Source organism: Schlegelella aquatica (assembly GCF_026013905.1).
Lineage (GTDB): Bacteria > Pseudomonadota > Gammaproteobacteria > Burkholderiales > Burkholderiaceae_C > Caldimonas > Caldimonas aquatica.
The window spans coordinates 2643916-2660238 of sequence record NZ_CP110257.1 but is presented as its reverse complement, the minus strand read 5'-3'; the positions used below and the strand labels follow the sequence as shown (position 1 = coordinate 2660238).

15 protein-coding genes and 1 pseudogene are annotated in these 16323 nt (G+C 68.9%); 9 read left to right on the top strand and 7 right to left on the bottom strand.

Annotation, left to right across the window (positions count from 1 at the left end):
• The first annotated feature begins 6 nt into the window (after nucleotides 1–6).
• From OMP39_RS12115 to OMP39_RS12090, 6 genes are all read left to right on the top strand, one after another.
• Nucleotides 7–936, top strand: coding sequence for a LysR substrate-binding domain-containing protein (locus tag OMP39_RS12115; RefSeq protein WP_264891972.1), 930 nt, complete (start codon nucleotides 7–9; stop codon nucleotides 934–936).
• Nucleotides 937–1228: 292 nt separating this feature from the next.
• A complete protein-coding gene (locus tag OMP39_RS12110; RefSeq protein ID WP_395138739.1) occupies nucleotides 1229–2131 on the top strand; it encodes an amino acid ABC transporter substrate-binding protein in 903 nt (300 codons plus the stop codon).
• A 132-nt stretch (nucleotides 2132–2263) separates the two neighbouring features.
• Nucleotides 2264–3157, top strand: coding sequence for an amino acid ABC transporter substrate-binding protein (locus OMP39_RS12105; protein ID WP_264891971.1), 894 nt, complete (start codon nucleotides 2264–2266; stop codon nucleotides 3155–3157).
• Between the two features lie 89 nt (nucleotides 3158–3246).
• Complete coding sequence (locus OMP39_RS12100) at nucleotides 3247–3957, top strand: amino acid ABC transporter permease (protein ID WP_264891970.1); 711 nt, start codon at nucleotides 3247–3249, stop codon at nucleotides 3955–3957.
• The gene (locus tag OMP39_RS12095; RefSeq protein WP_264891969.1) at nucleotides 3958–4626 is read left to right on the top strand and encodes an amino acid ABC transporter permease; all 669 of its coding nucleotides are present in this window, start codon (nucleotides 3958–3960) and stop codon (nucleotides 4624–4626) included.
• Nucleotides 4627–4669: 43 nt separating this feature from the next.
• Nucleotides 4670–5404 carry an amino acid ABC transporter ATP-binding protein gene (locus tag OMP39_RS12090; protein WP_264894560.1) on the top strand — a complete coding sequence of 245 codons (735 nt, stop codon included), beginning with the start codon at nucleotides 4670–4672 and terminating at the stop codon, nucleotides 5402–5404.
• Between the two features lie 82 nt (nucleotides 5405–5486).
• Here OMP39_RS12090 and OMP39_RS12085 read toward each other — a convergent pair whose 3' ends face one another.
• The 6 genes from OMP39_RS12085 to OMP39_RS12060 are packed head-to-tail and all read right to left on the bottom strand — an operon-like array spanning nucleotide 5487 to nucleotide 11545.
• Nucleotides 5487–6938: an aldehyde dehydrogenase gene (locus OMP39_RS12085; protein WP_264891968.1), complete on the bottom strand. Its 1452-nt coding sequence runs from the start codon at nucleotides 6936–6938 to the stop codon at nucleotides 5487–5489.
• 45 nt (nucleotides 6939–6983) lie between these two features.
• Complete coding sequence (locus OMP39_RS12080) at nucleotides 6984–7697, bottom strand: ABC transporter ATP-binding protein (RefSeq protein WP_264891967.1); 714 nt, start codon at nucleotides 7695–7697, stop codon at nucleotides 6984–6986.
• Nucleotides 7690–8445 (bottom strand): ABC transporter ATP-binding protein, encoded by a 756-nt coding sequence (locus tag OMP39_RS12075; protein WP_264891966.1) that lies wholly within the window; start codon nucleotides 8443–8445, stop codon nucleotides 7690–7692. Before OMP39_RS12075 ends, OMP39_RS12080 begins: the two co-directional genes overlap by 8 nt.
• On the bottom strand, nucleotides 8442–9440 hold the full coding sequence (locus OMP39_RS12070; protein WP_264891965.1) for a branched-chain amino acid ABC transporter permease: 999 nt from the start codon (nucleotides 9438–9440) through the stop codon (nucleotides 8442–8444). The genes OMP39_RS12075 and OMP39_RS12070 overlap by 4 nt, the downstream gene beginning before the upstream one ends.
• Nucleotides 9437–10312, bottom strand: coding sequence for a branched-chain amino acid ABC transporter permease (locus tag OMP39_RS12065; RefSeq protein ID WP_264891964.1), 876 nt, complete (start codon nucleotides 10310–10312; stop codon nucleotides 9437–9439). The genes OMP39_RS12070 and OMP39_RS12065 overlap by 4 nt, the downstream gene beginning before the upstream one ends.
• A gap of 27 nt (nucleotides 10313–10339) precedes the next feature.
• Nucleotides 10340–11545, bottom strand: coding sequence for an amino acid ABC transporter substrate-binding protein (locus OMP39_RS12060; RefSeq protein WP_264891963.1), 1206 nt, complete (start codon nucleotides 11543–11545; stop codon nucleotides 10340–10342).
• Nucleotides 11546–11566: 21 nt separating this feature from the next.
• On the opposite strand from OMP39_RS12060, the pseudogene OMP39_RS12055 reads away from it, so the two are divergent.
• Nucleotides 11567–12538 (top strand): annotated as a pseudogene (locus tag OMP39_RS12055) (AraC-like ligand-binding domain-containing protein); the annotation flags it as partial.
• Between the two features lie 158 nt (nucleotides 12539–12696).
• Here the strand turns inward: OMP39_RS12055 and OMP39_RS12050 are convergent.
• Nucleotides 12697–13479, bottom strand: coding sequence for an IclR family transcriptional regulator domain-containing protein (locus OMP39_RS12050; RefSeq protein WP_264891962.1), 783 nt, complete (start codon nucleotides 13477–13479; stop codon nucleotides 12697–12699).
• A 171-nt stretch (nucleotides 13480–13650) separates the two neighbouring features.
• Between OMP39_RS12050 and pcaB the strand changes: the two genes are divergently transcribed.
• A complete protein-coding gene (pcaB, locus tag OMP39_RS12045; RefSeq protein WP_264891961.1) occupies nucleotides 13651–15018 on the top strand; it encodes a 3-carboxy-cis,cis-muconate cycloisomerase in 1368 nt (455 codons plus the stop codon).
• A gap of 19 nt (nucleotides 15019–15037) precedes the next feature.
• Nucleotides 15038–16255 carry a bifunctional 4-carboxymuconolactone decarboxylase/3-oxoadipate enol-lactonase PcaCD gene (gene pcaCD / locus OMP39_RS12040; RefSeq protein ID WP_264891960.1) on the top strand — a complete coding sequence of 406 codons (1218 nt, stop codon included), beginning with the start codon at nucleotides 15038–15040 and terminating at the stop codon, nucleotides 16253–16255.
• The last annotated feature ends 68 nt before the right edge of the window (nucleotides 16256–16323 follow it).

Genomic DNA, 16323 nt, shown 5'->3' with positions numbered 1-16323 from the left:
CGGGCCGTGGAAACCAAGTGGCTCGAAGACTTCGTCAGCCTCGCCGAGACGCGCAGCTTCTCGCGCTCGGCCCAGCTGCGGCACGTCACCCAGCCCGCCTTCTCGCGCCGCATCCAGGCGCTCGAAGCCTGGGTGGGTGTCGATCTGGTGGACCGCTCGTCCTACCCGACCCGCCTCACCCCGGCGGGCGAGACGTTCCTCGCGCAGGCGCTGGAGATCCTCGGCTCCTTGCAGGCCACGCGCAACATGATGCGCGGCCACCGCGCCAGCGCGCAGGACATGATCGAGTTCGCGGTGCCGCACACGCTGGCGTTCACCTTCTTCCCCCAGTGGGTGACGGACCTGCGCAAGAGCTTCGGCGCGGTCAAGAGCCGGCTGATCGCGCTCAACGTGCACGATGCGGTGATGCGGCTGGTCGAAGGCAGTTGCGACCTGCTCATCGCCTACCACCACGCCTCCCAGCCGCTGCAGCTCAACCCCGATCGCTACGAGATGCTCAGCCTCGGCCAGGAGACGCTCGCGCCCTACGCCAAGGCAGGCCCCGACGGGCAGCCGCTGTTTCGCCTGCCCACGCGGCCGCACGAACGTGTGCCCTTCCTGGGCTACGCATCGGGGGCCTACCTCGGCCGCCTGGTGGACCTCATCATCAAGCGCTCGCCCACCCCGCTCAACCTCGACCCGATCTACGAGACCGACATGGCCGAGGGCCTGAAGGCGATGGCGCTGGAAGGGCACGGCTTGGCGTTCCTGCCGGTGAGTTCGGTGCGCAAGGAGCTCAAGGCCCGCCGGCTCGTGCCTGCGGCGCCGGCAGGCCCGTTCGAGGTGACGATGGACGTGCGGATCTACCGCGAGCGCCCCGAGGTGGCCAAGCACGTGCGGGCCAGCGCCCAGGCACTGTGGGAGTACCTGCGGCAGGGTGGTGCCCGTCGCGGGTGAGGCATCGGCCCGCCGTCCTCCCCGACGCTCCCCCCGCGGGCTCGTGGAAACCCTGATGCATCATGCGCTTTGTGCATGCGGCCGGGAGCAAACGGCATTGGCGCGACAGCGCCGGCCGGCCCTACAGTCGCGCCCACGACGCGGGCGCCGCGGTGTGCAGCCTTCCACGTCCCTGCTGTTGCTGCGACGCACCGGGTCGAACGAGCGCCCGCCGGATCGGCGACACTTGCGGCCTTTTGGCCGGGCGGGCGACTGGACGCCGCCGGGCCCATGCCGCAGTGGAGTGACAACGATGAAGAAGACAGCCAAGCACTGGGGTCGGGTCGCGATGATGACGGCCTTGCTGGGAGCGTTGGCGGGCGGTGCCTGTGCCGGGACGGTGCTGGAGCGCATCCGCGCCACCGGCAAGATCGTCGTCGCGCACCGGGAGTCCTCGGTCCCGTTCTCGTATCTAGACGCCGACAAGAAGCCGGTGGGCTACGCCGTGGAGCTGTGCCAGCGGATCGCCGACGCGGTGCGCCGCAAGCTGGAGATGAGGAGCCTGTCGGTCGAGTACCTGCTCGTCACGCCGGCGAACCGCCTGCAGGCCATCGCCGAGGGCAAAGCCGACCTCGAATGCGGCTCCACCACCAACAACGCCGAGCGTCGCAAGACCGTCGCCTTCACCGTGCCGCACTACATCACCGGTGCGCGCTACCTGGTGCGCTCTGACAGCACGATCGACGACTTGCCGCAGTTCGAAGGCAAGAAGCTCGTGTCCACCAAGGGCACGACGCCGCTCAAGGCGATCGAGCAGGCCAACCGGGAGCGGCTCTTGCGCATCCAGGTGCTGGAGGCGCCCGACCATGCGCGGGCGGTGGAGATGGTCGAGAAGGGCGAGGCCGACGGCTTCGCGATGGACGACGTGCTGCTCTACGGCTTGATCGCCGGGCGCCCCGACCCCTCCAAGTTCAAGGTGGTGGGCAAGTTCCTGACGATCGAGCCGTTGGCGATCATGCTGCCCAAGGACGACCCGGAGTTCAAACGGGTGGTGGACGACGAGATGAAGCGGCTGATCCAGAGCCGGGAGATCTACCCCATCTACGATCGCTGGTTCCTGAAACCCATCCCGCCGCGCAATACCCCGTTGAACCTGCCGATGAGCTATTTGCTCAAGGATTTCTGGAAGTACCCCACCGACCAGGTGCCGTTCTGAAGGCAGAAGGGCACCCCTCTACGGGTTCACGCGCCCGCGGCGACTACGTAATGACGCGGGCGGCGGGGTGCCTAGAATCCGAACTTCCTCCCGACCCACGAGGTCTTGCTCAACCGCGATAGGAGCTCTTGTATGAAGAAGTCCCTGCTCATCCTGGCCGCCGCCCTGATGGCTGCCGGCGTGGCTCAAGCCGATACGCTGAAGAAGATCAAGGAGACCGGCAAGGTCGTGATGGGCGTGCGCGAGTCCTCGCAGCCGCTGTCGTACACCCTGGGCAGCGGCAAGTACGTCGGCTACCACGTGGAGATCTGCGAACGTGTGCTCGCCGACATCCGCAAGCAGCTCGGCCTGTCGCAGCTGACGGTCGAGTACGTCCCGGTGACCTCGCAGAACCGCATTCCGCTGGTGCAAAACGGCACGGTGGACATCGAGTGCGGCTCGACGACCAACAACCAGGCACGCCAGCAGCAGGTCGCCTTCGCGCTGACCACCTACGTCACCGAGGTGCGCATGGCGGTCAACGCCAAGTCCGGCATCACCTCGATCAACCAGCTCAACGGCAAGACGGTGGTCACGACCACCGGTACCACGTCGGTGCAGCACCTGCGCAAGCACGAGCGCGCCGGCGGCATCGACTTCAAGGAGATCTACGGCAAGGACCACGCCGACTCCTTCCTGATCCTCGAGTCGGGCCGCGCCGACGCCTTCGTGATGGACGACAACCTGCTGGCCGGCCTGATCGCCACGTCCAAGTCGCCGAGCGACTTCAAGATCGTCGGCGAGGTGCTCTCGGTCGAGCCGATCGCGATCATGATGCGCAAGGACGATCCGGCCTTCAAGAAGGCTGTGGATGACTCCATCCGCAACATGATGAAGAGCGGCGAGATCAACAAGCTGTACGACAAGTGGTTCATGCAGCCGATCCCGCCGAAGAACGTGAGCGTGAGCTTGCCGATGGGCGGCACGCTCAAGGCGGCCATCGCCAACCCGAACGACAACCCGATGGAAGCCTACGCGAAGAAGTAAGGCTCCTTTGCCCGGGACCCACCTGCCCCGCGGGTGGGTCTTTTTTTGTCCGCCGGGGCCTTGTTTCAGCCCGGCGGCGGAGAACGATCATGGCTTACCAATGGGACTGGCAAGTCTTCCTGCAGGACACCGGCGCCGGTGAGACCTATCTCGACTGGATGATGTCGGCCTGGGGCTGGACGCTGGCGGTGGCCGGCAGCGGCTGGGTGATTGCCCTCGTCGCCGGTGCGCTCATCGGCACGCTGCGCACCGTGCCCAGCAAGGCACTGCAGGCTTTCGCGACGGCCTGGGTGGAATTGTTCCGCAACATCCCGCTGCTGGTGCAAATCTTCATGTGGTACCACGTGTTGCCGGCGATCTTCACGCCGTTGCGCTCGTTGTCACCGTTCGTGCTGGTGGTCTTCGCGCTGGGTTTCTTCACCTCGTCGCGGGTGGCCGAGCAGGTACGCGCCGGCATCCAGTCGCTGCCTCGCGGGCAGATGATGGCGGGCTCGGCGCTCGGCCTCACGCTGCCGCAGACGTACCGCCACGTCATCTTGCCGATGGCGTTTCGCATCATCGTGCCGCCGCTCACGTCGGAGGCGATGAACATCATTAAGAACTCCTCGGTCGCGTTCGCGGTCTCGATCGCCGAGCTGACGCTCTATGCGATGCAGGTGCAGGAGGAAACCTCGCGCGGCATCGAGGTGTACCTGGCCGTCACCTCGCTCTACATCGTCTCGGCCTTCGTCGTCAACCGCGTGATGGCCTTCATCGAGGCGCGGGTGCGGGTGCCGGGCTACGTGGGAGGGGGCAAGTAAATGGGTACTCTGGACTTCTCCTTCTATAGCTGGAGCCTCCTCCAGAGCTACGTGCTCAAGGGCTTCCTCTTCAGCATCCAGCTGACGCTGATCGCGATGATCGGAGGCATCCTGCTCGGCACGGTGCTCGCGCTCATGCGGCTGTCGGGCATCAAGATCCTCGCGATCCCGGCGACGATCTACGTCAACGGCATGCGCTCGATCCCGCTGGTGATGGTGATCCTTTGGTTCTTCCTGCTGGTGCCGTTCGTGCTCGGCCGGCCCATCGGGGCGGAGATGTCGGCCGTCATCACCTTCACGCTGTTCGAGGCGGCGTACTACTCGGAGATCATGCGCGCCGGCATCCAGTCGATCCCGCGCGGGCAGGTGTACGCCGGGCAGGCGGTGGGGCTCACCTACGGGCAGAACATGCGCTACGTGATCCTGCCGCAGGCCTTCCGCAACATGCTTCCGGTGCTGCTCACCCAGACGATCATCCTGTTCCAGGACACGTCGCTGGTGTATGCGATCGGCGCCTACGACCTGCTCAAGGGCTTCGAGGTCGCAGGCAAGAACATGGGCCGCCCCGTCGAGGCCTACCTGCTGGCGGCCGTGGTCTACTTCGTCATCTGTTTTGCGCTGTCGCGCCTGGTCAAGCGCCTGCAGCAGAAAATCGCCATCGTGCGCTGAAGGCGCCGGGCACTGACTCCTAGGAGACGACAACATGTCGGCAATGATCGAAATCAAGAACGTCAGCAAGTGGTACGGCTCGTTCCAGGTGCTGACCGACTGCACGACCAGCGTCCAGAAGGGCGAGGTGGTGGTGGTGTGCGGGCCGTCGGGCTCGGGCAAGTCCACGCTGATCAAGACGGTCAACGCGCTCGAGCCCTTCCAGAAGGGTGAGATCCTGGTGGACGGCATCTCGGTGTCCGACCCGAAGACCAACCTGCCGAAGCTGCGCTCGCGCGTGGGCATGGTGTTCCAGCACTTCGAGCTGTTCCCGCATCTGAGCGTCACGGAGAACCTGACGCTCGCGCAGATGAAAGTGCTCGGCCGCAGCAAGGACGAGGCGATCAAGCGGGGTCTGAAGTACCTGGATCGCGTGGGTCTGTCGGCGCACAAGGACAAGTTCCCCGGGCAGCTCTCGGGCGGTCAGCAGCAGCGGGTGGCGATCGCGCGCGCGCTGTCGATGGACCCCATCGTGATGCTGTTCGACGAGCCGACCTCGGCGCTGGACCCTGAGATGGTGGGCGAGGTGCTGGACGTGATGGTGCAGCTCGCGCAGGAGGGCATGACGATGATGTGCGTGACGCACGAGATGGGCTTTGCCCGCAAAGTGAGCCACCGCGTGATCTTCATGGACCAGGGGCGCATCATCGAGGACTGCAAGAAGGAAGAATTCTTCGGCAATCCGGACGCCCGTTCGCCCCGGGCGAAGGACTTCCTTTCGAAGATCCTGCAGCACTGATCCTGCGTTGGTGCGATGTCGATGAGAGGCCCTTCGGGGCCTCTCGTCGTTTCTGGGGCTCGGCGCGCGAAGGCTCGGGGCGCTAGAAGGGGTAGTGCCGCTCACCCGACTGCACCGTGATCCAGCGCAGTTCGGTGAACTCGTCGATCGCTGCCTTGCCGCCGAAGCGGCCCCAGCCGGAGGCCTTCACGCCGCCGAAGGGCATCTGCGCCTCGTCGTGCACGGTGGGGCCGTTGACGTGGCAGATGCCCGAGTCGATGCGGCGCGCCACCTCGAGCGCCCGAGTGACGTCGCGGCCGAACACCGCGGCCGAGAGGCCATACTCGGTGTCGTTGGCCACCCGCACCGCCTCGTCGACGCCGCGCACGCGCACGACGGTGACGACCGGCCCGAAGGACTCCTCGCCGTAGATCCGCATCGCGGGCGTCACATGGTCGAGCACGTGCGCGCTCATCAGCGTGCCTTGGGTGGTGCCGCCCGCCACGAGCTTGGCGCCCTGGCCGATGGCGTCGTGGATCAGCGCCTGCACTCGCTCGACCGCCGCCGGGTCGACGACCGAGCCCAGCACCGCCTTGCCTTCGCGCGGGTCGCCCACCGTGAGGCTCTCGGCCTTGGCGGCCAGGCGTCGCACGAACTCGTCAGCGACGCCCTCGTCGACGACGATGCGCTCGGTGGACATGCAGATCTGCCCCTGGTTCATGAAGGCGCCGAAGGCAGCCGCTGCGACGGCGGCGTCCAGATCGGCGTCGTCCAGCACCACCAGCGGCGCCTTGCCGCCCAGTTCGAGCAGCACGCGCTTGAAGTGTTCGGCCGCCTTGATGGCGACGAGGCGCCCGACGCGCGAGCTGCCGGTGAAGTTGATGCGGCGCACGGCGGGGTGCGCGATCAGCGCCTCGACGATCTGGGGCGCGTCTTCGGGCGCGTTGGTGATCACGTTGACGACGCCGGGCGGCAGGCCCGCCTCGCGCAGCGCCTCGCCGATCAGGCGGTGCGTGCCGGGACACAGCTCGCTGGCCTTGAGCACCACGGTGTTGCCGCAGGCCAGGGGCATCGCGAGTGCCCGGGTGCCAAGGATGACGGGCGCGTTCCACGGCGCGATGCCCAGCACCACGCCGACCGGCTGGCGATGAGCCATCGCGAGCAGGCCCGGCACGTCGGAGGGAATGATCTCGCCGGTGATCTGCGTCGTCATGGAGGCCGCCTCGCGCAGCATGTGGGCGGCCAGCATGCAGTTGAAGCCGATCCAGCCCGCGGTGGCGCCGGTTTCCGACGCGGCGCGGGCGATGAACTCGGGCGTGCGCGCCTCGAGCGCGTCGGCCGCCTGGAGCAGCATCGCGCGACGGGCGCCCGGGCCGAGCTGGGACCAGGCCGGGAAGGCGCGCGCCGCCGCATCGGCCGCAGCGCGCGCGTCCGCGACGGTGGCCGCCGCGGCGCGGGTGGCGACCTCGCCGGTCATCGGATTGCGCCGCACGAAGGTGGCGCCGCCGCTGGCGGGGCGGTCGTCATGGTCGATCAACAGGTCGATCTGGAACATGGGGTCCTCCACATCAAGTCGGGACAGGGCGGGTCTGCAGGCGGCTCAATGCGCTGCGCCCAGGTAGGCGCGGCGCACGGCCGGGTCCTGGCGCAATTCGCGCGCACTGCCGCCGCCGGTGATCCGGCCGTTTTCGATCAGCAATCCACGGTCGGCGATGGCCAGGCTCAAGGCCGCGTTCTGTTCGACCAGCAAGATGCCGATGCCCAGCTCGCGCACGCGGGCGAGCGCCGCGAACAGCTCCTTGGTGGTCTTGGGGGCCAGGCCGAGCGACGGCTCGTCCAGCAGCAGGATGTCGGGGGCGGACATGAGCGCGCGGCCGATCGCCACCATCTGCTGCTCGCCGCCGCTCATCGTGCGCACCGGTTGCGACAGCCGCTCGGCCAGCCGCGGAAAGAGCCGCAGCACCTGCTCGAAGGTAGCCGATTCGCCCTTCCTCGCGCGCTGGGGCAGGGCGCCGAGCCGCAGGTTCTCGCGCACCGTCAGATCGCCGAAGAGGCCGCGGCCCTCGGGCACCAGGGCCAGACCCGCCTCGACCACGCGGTGCGCCGGCATGCGCGCGAGGTCGTGCGTCCCGAGCCGCACGCGCGCTCCGGGCTGCGGGGCGACCATCCCGCCGATGGCCTTGAGCAGCGAACTCTTGCCCGCGCCGTTGGCGCCCAGCATCACCACGAGCTCGCCGCGACGCACTTGCAGCGCCACGTCGCGCAGCGCGACGTGGCGGGCGTAGTGCACGGACAGGCGTTCGACTTCAAGCATGGTCCGCCTTCGCCTCCAGGCTCTGCGCGTCCTCGCCGAGATAGGCCTCGACGACCTTCGGGTCCGCGAGCACTCGTGCCGTCGGTCCCGCCGCCAGCCACCGCCCCGCGCTCATCACGACGCAGCGGTCGCACAACGCGTGCACCGCGTCCATCACGTGCTCGACCAGCACGATGGCCAGTCCCTGTTCGCGCAGCGAGCGCACCAGCGCGATGCCTTCCTGCAGCTCGGTCGGGTTCAGGCCCGCGAGCCATTCGTCCAGCAGCAGCACGCGCGGCGCGAGCGCGAGCGCGCGTGCCAGTTCGAGGCGCTTCTGATCGATGTAGGTCAGATCGCCCGCGTGCGCGTGGGCGGCATGCGCAAGGCCGACCCTTTCGAGCAGCTCGATCGCGAGCGAGCGCGCCCGCGCACCGAAGACGCCTTGAGGACGGAAGGCCATCCCGGCGGCGACGTTCTCGAGGCAGCTCATCGACGGGAGCACGCGCACCAGCTGGAAGGTGCGGGCCACGCCCAGGCGCGCGATGCGATGGGCCGGCAGCCCCGCCAACTCGACGCCGTCCAACCGCACCGAGCCCGCGTCCGGCTCGAGGGCGCCCGAGATCAGATTCAACGCGGTCGTCTTGCCTGACCCGTTGGGCCCGAGCAAGCCGAGGATGTCGCCCGCGGCGACCTCGAAGCCCAATCCGTCCACCGCGACCAGGCCGCCGAACGCCTTGCGCAGGCCCTGGACGTGCAGCAGCGCGCTCACGAGGGCGACTCCGTGCGGCGCGGACGCCCGGCGCGCTGGACGGCCTCGAGCACGCCGTTGGGCACCAGGTACACGATGCCGAGGAACACCAGGCCCAGCAGGATCGGGAAGTGGTTCGGGAAACGGGCGGACAGCACCTCGAACAGGAGCACCAGCGGGATCACGCCGGCCAGCGGCCCGAACAGCCGGCCCGCCCCGCCGAGCAGGGCCATGATGAGCACCTGGAAGCTCACCGTGGGGTTGAACGCGATCGCAGGGTCCAGATACGTCCAGCGCGGCGCCATCACCGCGCCGGTCAGCGTGATGAAGCCGGCACTGATCGCAAAGAGCAGGATCTTCGTGCGTGCGGTGTCGATGCCCAGGTGCGAGGCGACCTGCTCGTCGTCGCCGATCACGCGCAGCGCCAAGCCCAGGCGGGACCGGCGGATCCAGGCGCCCAGGGCCAGGACGGCCACCAGCAGGGCGAGCAGTTGCCAGTAGATCTCGCGCTGCGTGATGTCGACGAACACATAGCGTCCCACCGACTTGGTGACATTGACCTCCCACCAGGTGACGAGCTGGCGCACCAGTTCGGCCAGGCCGAAGGTGAAGATCACGAAGTGGACGCCCGACAGGCGCAGTGTCGCCAGGCCGGTCAGCACCGCCAGCACCACGCCGAGGCCAAGCGCCGTGAGCAGCACCACGGGCTGAGGCCAGGTTTCGCCGAGCACCGCGAAGGTGTAGGCGCCGATGCCGAAGAAGGCCACGGTGGCGAGCGACACGTAGCGCGTCGGTCCCGAGAACAAGGCCCAGGCCGTGGCCATCACGGCGTACTGCAGCAGGTTGATACCGAGCGACAGCCAGTAGTCGCTGGCGGTCGCCGCCGGCGCGGCGGCGAGGGCGGCGAGGGCGGCGAGGGCGACCGCCCCCGCCAGCCACCCCCACGCCGGGTGACGAGGTACCCCTTGCGTCGGTGCCGCGCGGGCGGGCACGGCGTCGAGTCGGCCCGAGCTCATCGTGCGGCCCTCCCGAACAGGCCCGCGGGGCGCAGCAGCAGCACCCCGAGGAACAGCACATAGGTAGCCGCCAGCGTGAGGCCGGGGTCGACGAGCCGCGCGACGATCGACTCCACCAGGCCCAGCAGCAACCCGGCGGCGAGGCAACCGGCCAGATGACCGACGCCTCCCATGATGACGACGACCAGCGCCTTCATCGTGAAGACCACGCCCATCGAGGCGGAGAAGGGCAGGAACATGCTGACCAGCACGCCGCAGGCCGCAACGAGCGCGCCGCCCAGGCCGAAGGCCAGCGCCGAGAGGGCGCGCACGTCGATGCCCACCAGCGGGGCGAAGCGCGGCGCGACCGCCACCACCCGCACCGCGGTGCCCAGGCGGGTCTTGATCAGCGCGACGTACAACGCGCCGCCGATCAGCACCGCGAGCGCGAGCACCAGCAGCCGGTTCGCGGCCACTGTGCTGCCCAGGATCGAGACGGGCACCGACAGATAGCTGTAGCTGTAGTAGTTGCCGCCGAAGATCACCAGCACGATGCCCTGCACGATGAACAGCAGGCCGAAGGTGGCCAGGATGCTGTCCGCCTCCAGCGCGGGGCCGGCCTGCGTGCGCCTGACGAGCGGCGTGAGCAGCACGCGGTACACCGCCCATTGCAGCGCGAAGCCGAGCGGCAGTGCGAGAACCAGCGCCAGCAGCGGGTGCAGCCGCCACTGGCTCACGAGCACGAAGGCCGCGAAGCTCGCCAGGATCAGGAACTCGCCGTGGGCGAGGTTCATGATGCGGGCGACGCCGTACTGCAGCGTCAGCCCCATCGCCACGAGGGCATAGAGGCCGCCCAGCGTGAGGCCGCCGAGCAGGATGTCGATCAGGACCATCGAGGCGGGACTCCGGCGCTTTTCGGCTCAGTGTTTCCAGGCCGGCTTCGGCACGATGGCGTTGCGCGCGCCCGCACGTTGGGCCGGAGCGATCGCGTAGAACTCGCCGTCCTGCCACTGGCCCACTTCCCATTGGCCGGTGTAGACCTGCTGGTCGAGCTTCATCGGGCCGACGATGGTGTCGAAGCTGCCCTTCTTCAGTTCGGCGGACACCGCGGCGCGGTCGATGCGGCCGACGCGCTCGAGGGCCTGCTGGAAGGCCTGCAGGCCGGCATACGTGATCGCGCTGGCCCAGCGGTCCGGCTCGCGGCCGGTCGCTGCCTGGTGGCGCTTGAAGTAGTCCTTGATCGCCGGGCTGTCGAAGTTCACGCCGCCGATGCCCATCACGCCTTCGGTGTTGGCGGCAAAGCGCTGCTTGTAGACCGGAAAGGCCGTGCCCACGCCGGTGTAGAAGACCTTGGGATTGAAGCCGGCGACGCGTGCCTGGTCGGTGATCGTCAGCGTGTCGGGCGGGTACGAGAAGGCGATGAAGACGTCCGGGTCGAGCGCCTTGATCTCCTGGAGCATGGGTGCCATGTCCTGTGTGCCGAGCGGATAGGTCTTGTCGTAGACCAGCTTGAAGCCGTGCTTCTCGACCACCTTGCGCGCCGCGCCCGACAGGTCGATGCCGAAGCCGTCGGCCACGCTCACCATCGCCACCGTGGGGCCGATGCGACCCTCTCGGCGCAGGCTTTCCAGGTGAGCCATGAGGCCTTCGGCGTACTGCGCGCTCGTGCCCAGGAAGAAGAAGGCGTTGGGCCATCGCTTGGCCAACTCGGGGGCGCGGTCGGTGACCGCGGTGAAGGCCAGGTGCGGGTAGCCATGCTTGTGCAAGGTGGGGCCCACCGCGAGGTTGAGCGCGGTGCCCCAGGGCGGCAGCACGAAGTCCACCTTGTCCTGCGTGATGAGCCGCTCGACCGCACGCACCGCTTCCTCGGAGCTGGAACGGTCGTCGTACTCGACCACCTCGATCGGCACGCGCTTGCCCGTGGACTTGAGCAGCAAGCCGCCGGCGGCGTTGACTTCCTGCACCCACAGCTGGTAGTTGGGCGCCTGCGTGGTCGCGACGCCGCCCGCGTTCGGGCCCGTCTTGGACAGCGCCCAACCGATGCGGATCTTGTCCTGCGCGCAGGCGGGGCCCGCGCAGGCGAGGAGGGCGGCCAGGGTCAGCAGCGCACGGCGTGTCTCAAGCATGTCGTCTCCTTGCGTCGAGTCATGCGCGGCATCGTAGGAAGGGCGCCGCCGCGGCGCTTGCCTGCCAGTGCGCGCGGCCTTGCTCGACAGCGCAGATCGCTGAGGGAAATCCCTAGTGCAGTTGCCGCCAGGGCTTTGGCGCAGGCCGCAGGCCCAGGTCCATACTCTGCGGCCATGTCCGGCCTGCATTCCATCTCCACCGACGAAGTGCCCGCCGGCGAACGCCTGGCCTGGTGGGGCGATCGCATCTGGGGGCTGATCGGACGCCTGCATTCCGACGCCTATGGCGACCCGATGTTCACCGGGCGCATCGAGCATGGCGACGTCGGCTACATGACGGTGTGTCGCTTGCAGGTCAGCCGCCACCGCGTGGTGCGCACGCCCACCCTCATCCGCCACAGCGACCGGCCCTTCCTGAAGGTCGTCGCTCAGCTCAAGGGCCACGCTTGCTTCGAGCAGCACGGGCGCCAGGTCTGGCTCGCGCCGGGCGACTGGAGCGTGTACGACACCACCGAGGCCTACACGGTGTCCAACCCCGACGCGGTCGAGCAGCTGGTGCTGCTGCTGCCCAAGGACCAGCTGATGGACCCGCGCGTGTCCTTGCCCGAGGTCATGGTGCGGCGCTTCCCGGGTTCGGTCGGTGTGGCGCGGCTGGCCTACGAGATGATGAACGGCGTGTTCCACGAGCTGCCGCAGCTGCCCCCGCACGCCGGGGTCGGGGTGGCCGACGCGTTGAGTCGGCTGCTGCAACTGGCGATGCTGGAAAAGGCCGGCAAGCCCACGGCCGTGACGCAGCGCGAGCTGCTGCGCGACCGCATCAAGCAGTACGTGCAAGCCCATTTGCGCGATCCCGAGCTCACGATCGACCGAATCGCCCAGGCCCTGAGCTGCAGCAAGCGGTCGCTGCACGCGGTGTTCGAGCAGGAAGAGACGACGCTGGCGGACTACATCCAAACGCAGCGTCTGCAGGCGTGCCGCCGCGATCTGTTGTCGCACGAGTTCGCCGGCTCCTCGATCACCGAGATCGCGCTCTCGTGGGGCTACAACAGCCCTCGCATTTCAGCCGCGTCTTCAAGCAGCACTTCGGGGCGAGCCCGAGCGAGCTGCGCGCCGCGGCGCGGCGCTGAGGCGCCGGCCACCCCGCTCGGGGGTCAGAGCAAGCTGCGCAGCTGGCCTTGCACCTGCAGCAGAGCCGGCAGGCAGCGCTCTTGCAGATCGCTCATCGACATACGCGCGGCATGGACGCTGACGTTGAGCGCCGCCACCGTGTCGCCGCGCAGATTGCGGATCGGCACGGCCAGCGTGCGCAGGCCGAGCTCGAGTTCCTGATCGACCATGGCGTAGCCCTGCGCTCGGGCGCGGGCGATCTCGATGCGCAGGCGCTCACGGTGCGTGATGGTGTGGGGTGTGAGCGGCTCGAGCTGTTGCTGCTCCAACCATTGGTCCACCTGCTCCTGGGGCAAGGCGGCCAGGAGCACCCGTCCGTTGGACGTGCAGTAGGCCGGCACGCGCGTGCCCGGGGCCAGTGTGGCCGAGACGATGCGGCCTGCGGTGGTGGCGGCGATGCACAGCACGTCGTTGCCGTCCAGCACGCCGGCGGAGGAGGCCTCCTGGAGCACGTGTGCCAGCTTGTGCAACTGCGGATGCACCACGCGCGGCAAGCGCCCGGAGTGCAGATAGGACTGGCCGAGCCGCAGCACCTTGGCGGTGAGGGAGAACATGCGCCCGTCGTAGTGCACGTAGCCCAGCTGCGTGAGCGTGAGCAGGTAGCGGCGCGCTGCGGCGCGCGTGAGGCCGGTGCGCTGCGCGACCTCCGTCATCGACAGGCGCGAGCGTTCCTGGTCGAACGCCTCGATCACCGCCAAACCCTTCTCCAGCCCGGCGATGAAGTCGCGCTTCTGAATTGTGAAGGGTTGCTGCAACAACGCCGACATGACCCCACCTCTTGATGCGGGCCGGTAGGCTCCGGCCTCGACGCGCGCGATGACCGCGCAACCGACCCTCGCACGGGCCTCCAGGTGCTTGTGAGCGCGAGCAATATAGCCTAGATTGCCGGGATTGTTCGAACTCCACACTTTCGTGCGATTGGCGCACGAAGGATCTGCATGGCCTCCTTTCCTTTCGAAGGTTTTCTTTCCACACCTGAGGCACTTTCACTGTTTGGCGAGTCCTCCGTCGTGCAGGCGATGATGGACTTCGAAGCGGCGCTGGCGCGGGCATGCGCGGCCGAAGGGCTGATTCCTGCCTCCGCGGCCCAGGCCATCGCCAACGTCTGCAAGGCCGATCTGTACGACATCTCCGCCCTGGTGGCCGAAAGCGGGCGTGCCGGCAGCCTCGCCATCCCGCTCGTCAAGAAGCTCACCGAGACGGTCGCGCTCTTTGACAAGCAAGCGGCGGGCTACGTGCACTGGGGCAGCACGAGCCAGGACGTGATCGACACCGCGATGGCGCTGCTCACGCGCCGGGCGTGGGCGATGATCGACCGCGACCTGGGCGAGCTCATCCGCGCGCTGCTGGAGCTCGCGCAGGTGCACGCCGACACGCCGGTGCTCGCGCGCACGCTGATGCAGCCTGCCCAGGTGGTGAGCTTCGGATTCAAGTGCGTCGGCTGGGCGACGCCGCTGGTGCGCCGGCGCGAGTCCTTGCGCCGACGGGCGCACGAGGCGCTTGCGCTGCAGTTCGGCGGTGCGGTCGGCACGCTCTCGTCGCTCGGCGCGCGGGGCTCTGCGGTGGCGGCGCGGATCGCCCAGGAGCTGGGGCTGCACTGGCCGGGGCAGGCCTGGCACACGCAGCGCGACGAGTGGGTGGCCTTCGGCGCCGAGGTGGGTGTGTTGTGCGGTGCGCTCGGCAAGATCGCGCGGGACTGGTCGCTGCTGGCCCAGTCCGAGGTGGGCGAACTGGCCGAGCCCTCGGGAACCGGGCGGGGCGGCTCGTCGGCCATGCCGCACAAGCGCAATCCGGTGGCGTCGATGGTGGCGCTGGCCGCGGCCGCTCGCGCGCCGCATCGGGTCGCAGCCATCTTGGCGGCCATGCCTCAGGAACACGAGCGCGGCCTGGGCAACTGGCAGGCCGAACTGGCGGAGTGGGCGGGGCTCTTCATCACGGCGCACGGCGCGGTCCGCGCGCTGGCACAGGCAGCGGGCGGCCTCGAGGTCGATGCACCGCGCATGCGCCGCAACATCGACGCCCTGCACGGGCTCGTGTCGACCGAGGTGGTCGCCCTGTGTCTGGCCGAGCGCATCGGCAAGTCGGCGGCGCACACGCTGGTCGAGTCGCTGGCCAGGCGTGCGGTGCAAGAGCACCGGCCGCTGAAGGAGCTGGTCGCTGCGGCGGTGCAGGCCGACCCGGCGTTGTCGGGCACGCTCGATGCCGCCGAGCTCGAGCGGCTCTTCGATCCGGTGCAGGCGGCGCAACCCGCGGCCCGGTGGGTGCGGGAGTGGCTGCCGCGGCTGCGCGCGCAAGCCGCCCAGTGAACGACGGTCAGGACAGGCAATGACTCACGATCTTCAAGACGATTTCGACCGCGGCCTCCAGCAGCGGCGCGCGGTGCTCGGCGACGCCTGGGTGGAGCGGTCGCTCCATTCGGCCAACCGCTTCAATGCGGATTTTCAGTCGCTCATCACGCGCTATGCCTGGAACGACATCTGGGGCCGCCCGGGGCTGGACCATCGCACGCGCCGTCTGCTCGTGCTCGGCATGACGGTCGCGCAGGGGCGCTGGGAGGAGTTCGAGCTGCACTTCCGCGCCGCGGTCGAAGGCGGCGTGCCGCTGCAGGAGCTGCAGGAGACGCTGCTGCAATCAGCCATCTATTGCGGGGTGCCTGCGGCCAACACGGCCTTCAAACTTGCGATGCAGGTGCTGCAGGAACACGGGATCGCGCCGCCGCCGCAGCCGCTCACGCCCGAGCGGCGCGTGCGCGAGCAGCACACCTTCAGCACTCCGCAACTGCACGTGTTGCTGCAGGGGCAGGGGCGGCCCGTGGTGCTGAGCCACGCGCTCGGCATGGATGCTCACTTGTGGGATCGGTTGGCGGAGTCGCTCGCCGCGCACGGTTGCGAGGTGCTGCGTTACGACCACCGCGGCCACGGCCGCTCGAGTGCGCCGGGCGGGCCGTACGCCATGGACGATCTGGTCGAAGATGCGGCGCGGCTCGTGCGGGAATGGGGTCGCGGGCCGGTGGTGTGGGTGGGCCTGTCGTTGGGGGGCATGGTGGGGCAGGGGCTGGCGATCCGGCATCCCGAACTGGTGCAGGCCCTGGTGGCGGCCAACACCACGTCGCACTACCCGGAGGCGGGCCGCGCGCTGTGGCGGCAGCGCATCGACGCGGTGCGCCAAGGGGGGTTGCCCGCCATTGCCGACATGGTGATGGGCCGCTACTTCCACGAGGCCTTCCGCGCGCAGCATCCCGAGGTGGAGGCGCGCTCGCGCGCGACGCTGCTGCGCTGCGATCCGTCGGCCTACATGGCGTGCTGCGAGGCGATCGCGGCGCTCGACTGGCGCGACGGGCTCGCCCGCATCGCCTGCCCGACGCTGGTGATCGCCGGTGCGAAGGACCAAGGCACGCCGGTGGAGATGGCCGAGGCGCTGGCGCAGGCGGTGCCCGGGGCGCGGCTCGCGGTCATCGGCGATGCGTCGCACATCAGCGTGCTCGAACAGCCGGCCGAGTTCGAGCGGCTGGTGCGCGAGTTCATCGACGCGCTACCGGGCTGAGCGGCCCCTCCTTGTGGGGGGGGGCAGCCCTGCGGCCAGCAGTGGCACGGCAGAATGGGGCGGCTGGA

Coding starts and splice junctions, on each gene's coding strand:
- OMP39_RS12090 (WP_264894560.1), top strand. CDS start 4,670: ATGATCGAAATCAAGAACGTCAGCAAGTGGTACGGCTCGTTCCAGGTG.
- OMP39_RS12085 (WP_264891968.1), bottom strand. CDS start 6,938: ATGTTCCAGATCGACCTGTTGATCGACCATGACGACCGCCCCGCCAGC.
- pcaCD (WP_264891960.1), top strand. CDS start 15,038: ATGACTCACGATCTTCAAGACGATTTCGACCGCGGCCTCCAGCAGCGG.
- OMP39_RS12050 (WP_264891962.1), bottom strand. CDS start 13,479: ATGTCGGCGTTGTTGCAGCAACCCTTCACAATTCAGAAGCGCGACTTC.
- OMP39_RS12095 (WP_264891969.1), top strand. CDS start 3,958: ATGGGTACTCTGGACTTCTCCTTCTATAGCTGGAGCCTCCTCCAGAGC.
- OMP39_RS12105 (WP_264891971.1), top strand. CDS start 2,264: ATGAAGAAGTCCCTGCTCATCCTGGCCGCCGCCCTGATGGCTGCCGGC.
- OMP39_RS12110 (WP_395138739.1), top strand. CDS start 1,229: ATGAAGAAGACAGCCAAGCACTGGGGTCGGGTCGCGATGATGACGGCC.
- OMP39_RS12060 (WP_264891963.1), bottom strand. CDS start 11,545: ATGCTTGAGACACGCCGTGCGCTGCTGACCCTGGCCGCCCTCCTCGCC.
- OMP39_RS12080 (WP_264891967.1), bottom strand. CDS start 7,697: ATGCTTGAAGTCGAACGCCTGTCCGTGCACTACGCCCGCCACGTCGCG.
- OMP39_RS12065 (WP_264891964.1), bottom strand. CDS start 10,312: ATGGTCCTGATCGACATCCTGCTCGGCGGCCTCACGCTGGGCGGCCTC.
- OMP39_RS12100 (WP_264891970.1), top strand. CDS start 3,247: ATGGCTTACCAATGGGACTGGCAAGTCTTCCTGCAGGACACCGGCGCC.
- pcaB (WP_264891961.1), top strand. CDS start 13,651: ATGGCCTCCTTTCCTTTCGAAGGTTTTCTTTCCACACCTGAGGCACTT.
- OMP39_RS12070 (WP_264891965.1), bottom strand. CDS start 9,440: ATGAGCTCGGGCCGACTCGACGCCGTGCCCGCCCGCGCGGCACCGACG.